Origin of the sequence: Pseudomonas mandelii (genome assembly GCF_002251635.1) — a bacterium.
In the GTDB taxonomy this organism is placed as follows: Bacteria; Pseudomonadota; Gammaproteobacteria; order Pseudomonadales; family Pseudomonadaceae; genus Aquipseudomonas; species Aquipseudomonas mandelii_B.
Genome location: NZ_NMOJ01000009.1, coordinates 1 through 12,510, shown reverse-complemented (window position 1 = coordinate 12,510; position 12,510 = coordinate 1). Strand labels below are relative to the sequence as shown.

Annotated in this window: 10 protein-coding genes; all 10 read left to right on the top strand. The window is 58.4% G+C overall.

Translation table 11 applies throughout. From position 1 onward, the window contains the following. Positions 1-162: 162 nt before the first annotated feature. Positions 163-1,455 (top strand): glycosyltransferase, encoded by a 1,293-nt coding sequence (locus B7L09_RS01210; protein ID WP_094467407.1) that lies wholly within the window; start codon positions 163-165, stop codon positions 1,453-1,455. Between the two features lie 149 nt (positions 1,456-1,604). Then, on the top strand, positions 1,605-2,471 hold the full coding sequence (locus tag B7L09_RS01205; RefSeq protein WP_094467406.1) for a phosphatidylinositol-specific phospholipase C domain-containing protein: 867 nt from the start codon (positions 1,605-1,607) through the stop codon (positions 2,469-2,471). A gap of 188 nt (positions 2,472-2,659) precedes the next feature. Further along, positions 2,660-3,547, top strand: coding sequence for a phosphatidylinositol-specific phospholipase C domain-containing protein (locus B7L09_RS01200; protein ID WP_094467405.1), 888 nt, complete (start codon positions 2,660-2,662; stop codon positions 3,545-3,547). An 81-nt stretch (positions 3,548-3,628) separates the two neighbouring features. Then, on the top strand, positions 3,629-4,534 hold the full coding sequence (locus B7L09_RS01195) for an AraC family transcriptional regulator (RefSeq protein WP_094467404.1): 906 nt from the start codon (positions 3,629-3,631) through the stop codon (positions 4,532-4,534). Positions 4,535-4,830: 296 nt separating this feature from the next. Then, positions 4,831-6,141, top strand: a complete 1,311-nt coding sequence (locus B7L09_RS01190; protein ID WP_094467403.1) for an ABC transporter substrate-binding protein — start codon at positions 4,831-4,833, stop codon at positions 6,139-6,141. A gap of 209 nt (positions 6,142-6,350) precedes the next feature. Further along, positions 6,351-7,250, top strand: a complete 900-nt coding sequence (locus B7L09_RS01185; RefSeq protein WP_255141466.1) for a carbohydrate ABC transporter permease — start codon at positions 6,351-6,353, stop codon at positions 7,248-7,250. A 10-nt stretch (positions 7,251-7,260) separates the two neighbouring features. Next, positions 7,261-8,091, top strand: coding sequence for a carbohydrate ABC transporter permease (locus tag B7L09_RS01180; protein WP_094467401.1), 831 nt, complete (start codon positions 7,261-7,263; stop codon positions 8,089-8,091). A gap of 164 nt (positions 8,092-8,255) precedes the next feature. Beyond that, positions 8,256-9,359, top strand: a complete 1,104-nt coding sequence (locus B7L09_RS01175; protein ID WP_094467400.1) for an ABC transporter ATP-binding protein — start codon at positions 8,256-8,258, stop codon at positions 9,357-9,359. A 15-nt stretch (positions 9,360-9,374) separates the two neighbouring features. Then, the gene (locus B7L09_RS01170; RefSeq protein ID WP_094467399.1) at positions 9,375-10,847 is read left to right on the top strand and encodes a mannitol dehydrogenase family protein; all 1,473 of its coding nucleotides are present in this window, start codon (positions 9,375-9,377) and stop codon (positions 10,845-10,847) included. A gap of 168 nt (positions 10,848-11,015) precedes the next feature. Next, positions 11,016-12,510: xylulokinase (xylB, locus tag B7L09_RS01165; protein ID WP_094467398.1), on the top strand; the 1,495-nt coding region annotated here is incomplete at its 3' end.

The following is a 12,510-nucleotide window of genomic DNA, read 5'->3' as shown; positions in this document are numbered from 1 at the left end:
ATTGCTTATTGGTGAAACTCAATACGGTGTAACAACAGGACTGCCGCCGCCGTCGTCTGCTCTGCGGCGGCGCTGTTTCAGTCCAACATCGACCTTGTTGTGGTTTAATTGCGCGCCTCTCGCATCACTCAGCCCACAGCCCGAGTCAAGGAAATACCGTTCATGAATCAGCCCCACGCAACCAAAGTCCTCGTCATTGGTTACGTCTGGCCCGAGCCTCGCTCTTCGGCCGCCAGTGGGCATGTGATGCAGATTCTGGATACGTTTCTGAGACAAGGCTGGGACATTACCTTCAGCAGTCCGGCCGGCACCGGTGAACATCGGGCTGACCTGACGGCACTGGGCATTCGCGAAGTGCCTATCGAGTTGAACAACAGCAGTTTCGACGCGTTTATCAGTGAACTGGCCCCGGACATCGTGCTGTTTGACCAGTTCATGATGGAAGAGCAGTTCGGCTGGCGTGTAGAAAAGCACTGCCCTGATGCCTTGCGTGTGCTTGAAACTTCGGATCTGCAAAGCCTGCGGCACGCCCGGCATCAGCGCCTCAAGGACCGCTTGAAGGCCAGTGACGACAACAATGATTTCAGCGACCTGTTCGCACCGGCATTGCGCGAAGAGTTCGAGTTGATGGCCGATACCGATCTGGCCAAACGGGAAATTGCCGCGCTGTATCGTTGCGATTTGAACCTGATGATCTCTGAAGTGGAAATCGAGTTGCTGGTCGAGCAGTTCAAGATGCCGCGCAACTTGCTGCACTGGTGTCCGTTGATGGTCGAACCGTCGAGCGTGGTGCCGGCCGCCTTTGAAGATCGGGCGCACTTTCTCAGCATTGGTAACTTTCGACATGCGCCGAACTGGGATGCGGTGCTCTGGATGAAAACGGCGATCTGGCCGTTGATCCGTGAACAACTGCCCAGCGCTCAGTTGCACATCTACGGCGCTTACACGCCGCCCAAGGCTACTGCGCTGCATAACCCGGCCCAGGGTTTCCATGTCATGAACTGGGCGGAAGACGCCTTGCAAGTGATGTCGGCGGCGCGTGTGTGTCTGGCACCGCTGCGTTTCGGTGCGGGCATCAAAGGCAAGATAATCGACGCCATGCTGTGTGGCACGCCCACGGTCACGACGCCTATTGGTGCAGAAGCGATGCACGGTCAGCATCCCTGGCCTGGCGCCGTGAGCCGGACGGCACAGGAGTTCGCCGAGGATGCGGTGCGGTTGTACAAGGATGAAGCACTCTGGGCGAACGCCCAATCCATGGGGCAGGTGTTGCTGGCGGATCGTTATCGACAGTCGGAACATGGCCCGGCACTGATCGAAAAATTATTGTACTGCCAACAACATATCGCCCAACTTAGAAATGACAACTTTACCGGCAGCATGTTGCGTCACCACCAGCACAAAAGTACGCAATATATGGCACAGTGGATTGAAGCAAAAAACCGCGCCAACTAGATATCAGACACGACCTATACACACTTTGTGTTGCCACACTTATTGACCACGCTAGCAACCCACTTTATAAACAATCCAGCGGATTAAAGCCCGACCAACTTATCCAGCACAACCTATTAAAGTTTAAAATCAATGCAAGGATGCATTAAATGAATACCATTGTTCAAAACAACCTGACACTCAACAACTGGATGGCCAGCACGCCGGCCATTGACACTTTGTCGCTCCGTGAATTAACCCTGCCGGGCACCCATAACGCAGGTAGCGACTGGAAAGCGTCCTGGCCTCTGATTCCAGGCGCCCATTGGCTCGCCTGTCAGCACCAATCGTTTTATTCCCAGTTGTGCCACGGCTCCCGAGCGTTGGATATCCGCCTCGCGTTCGACGCCAAGGCACCTGGGCTTGGAAAATTCCGGATGCACCACAATGGCAACCGCAACAATCGCACCTTGGGGAACTTGTTGACCGACGTGAGACAATTTCTTGAGGAGAATCCTGATGAATTCATTGTCCTGGACTTTCACGAACTGCAAGGGGATGCGTTTGACTTCACTTTTTTCAAAGACATGATGATCCATCTTATGGGCCATAAAATAATCCCCACTCAAAACAGGTCTATGAGTCTCCGTCAACTCAAACAAATCAGTTCTGAACAAAGGGTTCTAGTCGCGGCCCCATGGCATTGGGAGCTTGATCGAAACGTATTCCTTGAGCAAATTGAACACAAATGGTCCGGCAACGGCATCACGAGTGCTGCCGACTTGAAAAAACACATTACGAGTGTGCTGACACATCCGCCAGGCACATGGGCCCCATGGTCGTTGTCCGCGACCAGTTACAGCGCCCTCGGCGGCCCCGTGGATATACATGATGAGCTCGATGCGTGGTTCGACCCGGAAAAAAGCGACTGGGCGACAAAGTGCAACATCATCAACGTCGACTTCATTGAAGAATCGCGAATTGTTGAATATTGCCGAACCGTAAACTTGCATAAAGCCAACAAGCGAGCCAATTAGTCTGCCCGCCATTAAATAGCTATATATGTGCAACTATTTCCGCGACTGGCAATCCTGTTGCGCACTTCTATGCTGGGTCATGAAAGCCTTTCACGCAGGGCGATCAACACAGATGTGGCTTGCAGCCAACACTGATACATAAACTTCGTCGCCCCACGGAGGGGGCGCCTCAACGACAAGGAACTGTCATGACCCATAACACAGCAGGTGCGCTGGACAAAAAAAAGTGGATGAGTAACGTTCTGGATATCCACCGATTAAAGCTGACCGATATTGTCTGGCCCGGCGCCCACAACGCCGGCATGGATAAACAGGCGCCCAATTACGATGTGGTTATCGGCAACTGGACGACGTGTCAAAACGGTTCATTTGCCTGGCAACTGTCCAACGGCGCCCGGGCCTTTGATATCCGGCTGGGCTACACCGAGGGCGCAGACCAGTCGGTCTTCTATTTTCATCACAACGGATACCAGTCCCATAGGGTCCTCGATGAACTGATTACAGACGTATCAGCGTTTCTCGACCGTAATCCTGATGAGTTCATCGTGCTGGATTTCCACCAACTCGCAGATGGCTCCAAGCCCTTTGACTATCAGAAACTCAATGATCTTCTGGTGAGTCGACTCGGACAGCGAGTGATCTCCCCCGACGACGCCACAAAAACCATCGGCGAGCTTAAGCGGATCAGTACTCGCCGCCGGGTGGTGTTGGCGGCGCATGGACGGCGGGAACTGGATGAGAATTACTTCTGGCCGCGCATCCCACACAAGTGGATCAACAAAAGGTTCACCGACACCGAGGATCTGAAAACCCATATTTCCAGCACACTCGAAGACGCACCTTACGAGACGTTTCTATGGTCGTTATCGGCCACCCGCTACGCGTTTCTGGGAGGGCCTCAAGACATCAAAAACCAGATCAATGATTGGTTCAATCCCACCCGTGACTGGGTCACGCGTTGCAGCATCATCAATACCGACTTTTTCGACGAGTCAGAGATCGTTCGTTATTGCTGGACCGCCACCAGCATGAAAGCCGTTTACGGCCATGCCTTGCATGAGCGGGCACCGGCCTGACGCCCTGTGCGTAGCACGCTGGCATTACTAGCCTGGAAAGAGGCATGATCAGGGCGCAATGACAATAAAAAGCGCCCTGATATGACCCGAACTGCGAGAGTCACCGATCCTTCCTATGAACTGATGGACGACCACAACGGGTTGTCGATCATCTATCGCCAGCATGGATTTCCCTGCCCTTTGGTGCGCTGGCATTTCCACAAGGAGTACGAGCTGCACCTGATCGTGGCCAGCTCCGGCAAAGTGTTTATCGGCGACTACATCGGTAATTTCTACCCGGAAAGCCTGTTCCTCACCGGCCCCAACCTGCCCCATAACTGGATCAGCCAGGTGGATGAAGACGAGGTAGTGCCCAAGCGCGACATGCTGGTGAATTTCACCGATGAACTGTTTGAGGGCGGTCATCAGGTATTCGCAGAACTGAAGACCCTCGCGCCTCTGCTGGAGCGCGCGCAGTACGGCATCGAGTTTCGTTGCAAGCGCACCATCCGCCAGGCCATGACGTTGATGCAACGCATCGCTGACACTAAAGGCGTCACCCGGCTCGGGCACTTTTTCATCCTGCTGGAGCTGCTCGCGGCTTCTGACGATTTTCAGTTGCTGTCGGGTGCCACCACGCCGCAGCTGGCGGATGAACACANCATCGANCGCACCAACCGAGCGGTGGACTACATTTTCGCGCATTACGCCCGGGACCTGCCGCTGGAGGAGGTCGCCGAGCATTTAGGCATGAAGCCAACGTATTTCAGCCGGGTGTTCAAGCAAGCCACCGGGCGCTGCTTCATCGAGTTCGTCAATCGCCTGCGCATCAGCAAATCCTGCGAGTTGCTGGCCGATGGCGACAAACCGGTGACCGATGTGTGTTTCGAATCAGGCTTCAACAATATTTCCAACTTCAATCGGCGGTTCCAACAGCTCAAGGGCATGACGCCCTCGCATTACCGGCGGCTGGCGGTGCAGCGGTTGACTGAGCAGAATCAGCACTGACGCCTATGCGTGTAGCAGCTGCCGAAGGCTGCGTTCGACTGCGAAGCAGTCGCAAAACCTGCCACTCCGNCTGCTGCGCACTCGAACGCAGCCTTCGGCAGCTGCTACAGGATGTCCGGTGTTAAATCTTGCCTTTTCAGAATCCAGTGCAAAATAGTATCGATTCAAGTGCGACGGATGATTTGTCACATCCTCAATTGAAGGCTGTAATCAGTGCACATTCTTCCTGCCCTCGGAAGACACAAAAACAATAACTGTCCTTCTGTCCCCCATCGGGCGCAGAAAAGGAGTGCACGATGCAACCTTCTGTAAAAGCTCTGCTTGCCCTCACCTGCATGACCCTCAGCACCGTCAGTCTTGGCGCGCAAACCCTGACCATTGCCACCGTCAACAACAGCGACATGATTCGCATGCAAAAGCTCTCGAAAACTTTCGAGACCGAGCATCCGGACATCAAGCTGAACTGGGTGGTGCTCGAAGAAAACGTGCTGCGCCAGCGCCTGACCACCGACATCGCCACCCAGGGCGGACAGTTCGATGTATTGACCATCGGCATGTACGAAGCTGCACTCTGGGGCGCCAAGGGCTGGCTGGAGCCGATGAAAGACCTGCCGGCGTCCTACGCCCTCGACGACGTATTCCCTTCGGTACGTGAAGGTCTTTCNGTCAANGGTTCGCTGTACGCCCTGCCGTTCTATGCCGAGAGCTCGATCACCTACTACCGCACCGACCTGTTCAAGGACGCCGGGCTGACCATGCCTGAGCACCCGACCTGGACTCAGATCGGTGAATTCGCGGCAAAACTCACCGACAAGACCAAAGAGCAATACGGCCTGTGCCTGCGCGGTAAAGCCGGTTGGGGCGAGAACATGGCGCTGATCACCACCCTGGCCAACGGCTACGGTGCGCGCTGGTTCGATGAGAAGTGGCAGCCGGAATTCAACGGCCCAGAGTGGAAGGACGCGCTGAACTTCTACGTCGACAACATGAAGAAATCCGGCCCACCGGGGGCTTCCAGCAACGGTTTCAACGAAAACCTGGCGCTGTTCAACAGCGGCAAGTGCGCGATCTGGGTCGATGCCAGCGTGGCCGGCTCGTTCGTGACCGACAAAACCCAAAGCAAGGTCAGCGAGCACGTTGGCTTCACTTATGCGCCGCATGAGACCACCGACAAAGGTTCGGCCTGGTTGTATTCCTGGGCGCTGGCGATCCCGACCAGCTCCAAGGCCAAGGACGCAGCGAAAACCTTCAGTGCCTGGGCCACCTCCAAGGAATACGGCGCACTGGTCGCCGAAAAAGACGGCATCGCCAATGTGCCGCCTGGCACGCGGGCCTCGACGTACAGCGAGGCTTACATGAGCGCCGCGCCGTTTGCCAAGGTGACGCTGGAATCGCTGAAAGCGGCGGACCCGAGCAAACCGACCCTCAAACCGGTGCCCTACATCGGCATCCAGTTGGTGACCATTCCTGAATTCCAGGCGNTGGGCACGCAGGTCGGCAAGTTGTTCTCGGCGGCGCTGATTGGCCAGACCACGGTCGACCAGGCGCTGACGGCGGCCCAGCAAACCACCGAACGTGAGATGAAGCGCGCCGGTTATCCCAAATAGCCTCTAGCCATCCAAATTGTGGCGAGGGAGCTTGCTCCCGCTGGGCTGCGTAGCGGCCCCAAAACCTGGAAACGCGATTCATCAGACAGACCGCATTTTCCGGATTTACGACTGCTTCGCAGCCGAGCGGGAGCAAGCTCCCTCGCCACAGGGTCTCGCCGCATTTCGAGCAAGTGATCGCCATGAATATTTCAACTGCCAAAGCTCACATGGACATCCCCCAACCGGTGCGCAAAAGCCGGCTGGCCAATCCCGGCTGGTTTCTGGTCAGCCCCTCGGTGGCCTTGCTGCTGCTGTGGATGATCGTGCCGCTGGGCATGACGCTGTACTTTTCGCTGATCCGCTACAACCTGCTCTACCCCGGCGAAAACCAATTCGTGGGGCTGGAGAACTTCACCTACTTCATCACCGACTCGGGCTTCCTGCCCGGCGCCACCAATACCCTGTTGCTGGTTGGCAGCGTGCTGCTGATCAGCGTGGTGTTCGGCGTGCTGATCAGTGCCCTGCTCGAGGCCAGTGAGTTTTTTGGTCGCGGGGTGGTGCGGGTGTTGTTGATTTCGCCGTTCTTCATCATGCCCACCGTCGGTGCGCTGATCTGGAAGAACCTGATTTTCCACCCGGTGTCGGGCGTGCTCGCCGCCGTGTGGAAGTTGTTCGGCGCCGAGCCCGTGGACTGGCTGGCGCACTACCCGTTGCTGTCGATCATCATCATTGTGTCGTGGCAATGGCTGCCCTTCGCCATTCTGCTGTTGATGACCGCCATGCAGTCCCTCGACCAGGAACAAAAGGAAGCCGCACGCCTGGACGGTGCCGGTGCCATCGCGATCTTCTGGCACCTGACCTTGCCCCACCTGGCCCGCCCGATTGCCGTGGTGGTGATGATCGAAACCATCTTCCTGCTCTCGGTGTTCGCCGAAATTTTCACCACCACCAACGGTGGCCCCGGCTACGCCTCGACCAACCTCGCCTACCTGATCTACAACCAGGCGCTGGTGCAGTTCGACGTGGGAATGGCCTCGGCCGGCGGCTTGATTGCCGTGGTCATCGCCAATATCGCGGCGATCATCCTGGTGCGGATGATCGGCAAAAACCTGACTGACAAGCCTTGAGGGCCGCGCCATGACGCTTCAACAATCCCGCCGCCTGCAAAGCCTGCTGCTCGGCACCCTGGCCTGGGCCATTGCGATCCTGATTTTCTTCCCGATCTTCTGGATGGTACTGACCAGCTTCAAGACCGAAATCGACGCGTTCGCCACGCCGCCGCAGTTCATCTTCACGCCGACGCTGGAGAACTACCTGCACATCAACGAGCGCAGCAACTACTTCGCCTACGCCTGGAACTCGGTGGTGATTTCGTTCAGCGCCACTGCCCTGTGCCTGCTGATCTCGGTGCCGGCCGCCTACTCCATGGCGTTCTACGAAACCCAGCGCACCAAGGGCACGCTGCTGTGGATGCTGTCGACCAAGATGCTGCCGCCGGTGGGCGTACTGATGCCGATCTACCTGCTGGCCAAGAGCTTTGGCCTGCTCGATACGCGCATTGCGCTGATCATCATCTACACCCTGATCAACCTGCCGATTGTGGTGTGGATGGTTTACACCTACTTCAAGGACATCCCCAAAGACATCCTCGAAGCCGCCCGCCTGGATGGTGCCACGCTGTGGCAGGAAATGGTCCGCGTGCTGCTGCCGATTGCCAAGGGTGGCCTGGCTTCCACCGTGTTGCTGTCGCTGATCCTGTGCTGGAACGAGGCGTTCTGGTCGNTGAACCTGACCTCGTCCAAAGCCGCGCCACTGACCGCGTTGATCGCCTCCTACTCCAGCCCCGAAGGTTTGTTCTGGGCCAAATTGTCTGCCGTCTCGACCCTGGCCTGTGCGCCGATCCTGATTTTTGGCTGGATCAGCCAGAAACAGCTGGTGCGCGGTTTGTCCTTCGGCGCCGTGAAATAACGGCTGCTCTCTAACAAAAACGAATTTAGACGTGGAGGCCCATCCCATGGCCAACCTGAAAATCAAGAATCCGATGCACATTTAATGGCCTCATCGCCAGCAAGTCGGCTCCTGCACAAGCCCACTGGGCTCAACTGAATAACAACACGTGGAGGCCCATCACCATGGCCAACCTGAAAATCAAGAATCTGCAAAAAGGCTTCGAAGGCTTTTCCATCATCAAGGGCATTGACCTGGAAGTGAACGACAAGGAATTCGTGGTGTTCGTCGGCCCGTCGGGCTGCGGTAAATCCACCCTGCTGCGTTTGATCGCGGGCCTTGAAGAAGTCACCGAAGGCACCATCGAACTCGATGGCCGCGACATCACCGAAGTTACCCCGGCCAAGCGCGACCTGGCGATGGTGTTCCAGACCTATGCCTTGTATCCGCATATGAGCGTGCGCAAGAACATGTCGTTCGCCCTTGATCTGGCCGGTGTACCAAAGGCTGAAGTCGAGAAGAAAGTCGGCGAAGCGGCGCGCATCCTCGAACTCGGGCCGATGCTTGAGCGCAAGCCCAAGCAGCTGTCCGGCGGCCAGCGTCAGCGGGTGGCCATCGGCCGCGCGATTGTGCGTAACCCGAAGATCTTTCTGTTCGACGAACCGCTGTCCAACCTCGACGCCGCCCTGCGCGTGCAGATGCGCCTGGAACTGGCGCGCCTGCATAAAGAACTGCAGGCGACCATGATCTACGTGACCCACGACCAGGTCGAGGCCATGACCCTGGCGGACAAAGTCGTTGTGCTGAACAGTGGCCGTATCGAACAAGTCGGCTCGCCGCTGGAGCTGTACCACCAGCCGGCCAACCTGTTTGTGGCGGGTTTTCTCGGCACGCCGAAAATGGGCTTCCTCAAGGGCAAGGTCACCCGCGTTGAGGGCCAGGGCTGCGAAGTACAGCTGGACGCCGGCACCCGGATCAGCCTGCCGCTCAGTGGTGCCAGCTTGAGNATCGGCGGCGCGGTGACCCTGGGCATTCGTCCGGAACACCTCAACCTCGCGCAAACCGGCGACTGCACCTTGCAGGTCACCGCTGACGTCAGCGAACGCCTGGGTAGCGACACCTTCTGCCACGTCGTGGCCGCTTCCGGCGAAGCGTTGACCATGCGCGTTCGTGGCGACCTTGCCAGCCGTTACGGCGAAGCCTTGAACCTGCATCTGGACGCGGAACACTGCCATTTATTCGATGCCGACGGCGTGGCGCTGACCCGCCCGCTGCGTGCAGCGGCCTGATTTAGAGAGCCTGTGATGAAACTCAACCAACAGAACCTCAACCGCCTCGCCCCCGAAGTGGCCCTGCCCGCCTACACCCTGAGCGATACGCGCCAGGGCATCGCCCACATCGGCGTCGGTGGTTTTCACCGTGCCCATCAGGCGTATTACACCGACGCGCTGATGAATACCGGCGAAGGCCTGGACTGGGCAATTTGCGGGGTCGGCCTGCGCGCCGAAGACCGCCGCGCCCGGGACGATCTGAAAGAGCAGGATTACCTCTTCACCCTGTTCGAACTGGGCGACACCGACGACACCGAAGTCCGGGTCATCGGTGCGATTCGCGACATGCTGTTGGCCGAAGACGGCGCTGCAGCGTTGATCGACAAACTCGCCAGTCCAGAGATTCGCATCGTTTCGCTGACCATCACCGAAGGCGGCTACTGCATCGACGACAGCAACGGCGAATTCATGGCCCACCTGCCGCAGATCCAGCACGACCTGGCGCACCCTGAGTCACCGAAAACCGTGTTCGGCTTTATCTGCGCGGCGCTGACCCAGCGCCGTGCGGCCGGCACTGCGGCGTTCACCGTAATGTCCTGCGATAACCTGCCGCACAACGGCGCCATCACCCGTAAAGCCTTGTTGGCCTTCGCCGCGTTGCGCGATGCCGATCTGCGTGACTGGATCGCCACCCACGTCAGCTTCCCCAACGCCATGGTCGACCGCATCACGCCCATGACCAGCACCGCCCACCGTCTGCAGTTGCATGATGACCACGGCATCGACGATGCCTGGCCAGTGGTATGCGAACCCTTTGTGCAGTGGGTGCTGGAAGACAAATTCGTCAACGGTCGCCCGGCCTGGGAAACGGTTGGCGTGCAATTCACCGACGACGTCACGCCCTACGAAGAGATGAAGATCGGCCTGCTCAATGGCAGCCACCTGGCCCTGACCTACCTGGGTTTTCTGAAGGGTTACCGGTTTGTTCACGAAACCATGAATGACCCGGTGTTTGTCGCCTACATGCGTGCCTACATGGACCTGGACGTCACACCGAACCTGGCGCCGGTGCCGGGCATCGACCTGACGGCNTACAAGNANACGCTGGTGGCGCGTTTCTCCAATCAGGCGATTGCCGATCAACTGGAGCGAGTGTGTTCGGACGGCTCGTCGAAGTTTCCCAAGTTCACCATTCCGACCATCAATCGTCTGATTGCCGATGGCCAGGAGACCAGGCGTGCCGCGTTGGTGGTGGCAGCCTGGGCGCTGTATTTGAAAGGCGTGGATGAGAATGGGGATACTTATTCGATACCCGATCCTCGTGCGACGTTCTGCCAGGCGTTGGTGGCGGATGATTTGTTGATTACCCAGCGGTTGCTGGAGGTTGAGGAGATCTTTGGTACGGCGATTCCGAATTCACCGGAGTTTGTGGCGGCGTTTGAATGGTGCTGCAACAGCTTGCGGGAAGTGGGTGTGACGCGGACGTTGGAGCGGGTTCTGGCGTAAGTGCGGCGGTGAAACTGAGGCCGTCATCGCGGGCAAGCCCGCTCCCACAGTGTTCCGTGGCGAAACACAGATTTATGAACCACGTTAATCCCTGTGGGAGCGGGCTTGCCCGCGATGACGGACTGACAGACAACCTATTTGTTGAATCTGACGATCCAAGGACCTTCGATGGCAAAGCAACAACTCTTCCTCGGCATCGACTGCGGCACCCAGGGCACCAAAGCCGTGATCCTCGACGCCCACAGCGGGCAGGTCCTGGGTCAGGGCGCCGCCGTGCACAGCTTGATCAGCGGTGCCAACGGTCGGCGCGAGCAAGACACCTGTCAGTGGCTGGAAGCGTTCGCCCTGGCGACCCGCCGCGCGTTACTCGCGGCGCACGTCGACGGCCAGGACATCCTCGGCATCGGCGTCTCCGGTCAGCAGCACGGCCTGGTGCTGCTCGACGACCAGGGCCAAGTGCTGCGNCCGGCCAAGCTTTGGTGCGACACCGAATCCACCCCGGAAAACGATCGTCTGCTAGACCACCTCGGCGGCGAAAAAGGCTCACTGGAGCGCCTCGGCGTGGTCATCGCGCCGGGCTACACCGTTTCCAAACTGCTGTGGACCAAAGAACAGCACCCGGACATTTTCGCCCGGATCGCCCGCATCCTCCTGCCCCACGACTACCTGAACCACTGGCTCACCGGCCGCAGTTGCAGCGAGTACGGCGATGCCTCAGGCACGGGGTACTTCAACGTGCGGACCCGCCAGTGGGATTTGCAGTTGCTGCGCGACATCGACCCGACCGGACGCCTGCAAGCCGCGTTGCCGGAGTTGATCGACGCGCATCAAGCGGTTGGCACGATCCTGCCGAGCATCGCTGAACATCTCGGCATCAACCCGCAAGCGCTGGTGTCCAGCGGGGGCGGCGACAACATGATGGGCGCGATCGGCACCGGCAACATCAAGCCTGGCGCAATCACTATGAGCCTCGGGTCTTCGGGGACGGTTTACGCTTATGCTGACCAGCCGAAAGTNAGCCCGCAAGCCTCGGTCGCGACCTTCTGCTCCTCCAGCGGCGGTTGGCTGCCCTTGATCTGCACCATGAACCTGACCAACGCTACCGGGGTGATTCGCGAGCTGTTCGACCTCGATATCGAGCAGTTCAACGCCTTGGTGGCGCAAGCGCCGATTGGTGCCGAAGGCGTGTGCATGCTGCCGTTCCTTAATGGCGAGCGCGTCCCCGCCCTGCCCCATGCCACCGGCAGCCTGCTCGGCCTGAACATGACCAACCTGACCCAGGCCAATCTGTGCCGCGCCGTGGTAGAAGGCACGACCTTTGGCCTGCGTTATGGCCTGGACCTGCTGCGCCAGACCGGCGTGCAAGGCCAGAGCATCCGCCTGATCGGCGGCGGCTCGAAAAGCCCGGTGTGGCGCCAGATGGTTGCCGATATCATGAACACCNNGGTGATCTGTACCGAGCAGAGCGAAGCGGCAGCCCTCGGCGCGGCGATTCAAGCGGCGTGGTGCAAGTCTTGGGCAAACGGCCACGAGGACAGCCTGGCGGACCTTTGCGAGCGCTGCGTGACGCTCGATCCGGCCAGTGAAACCTTACCGATTGCGGAAAATGTGGCGGCCTGTCAGCAGGCCTATGAACGCTATCAACANCNCGTNGCAACCCTTT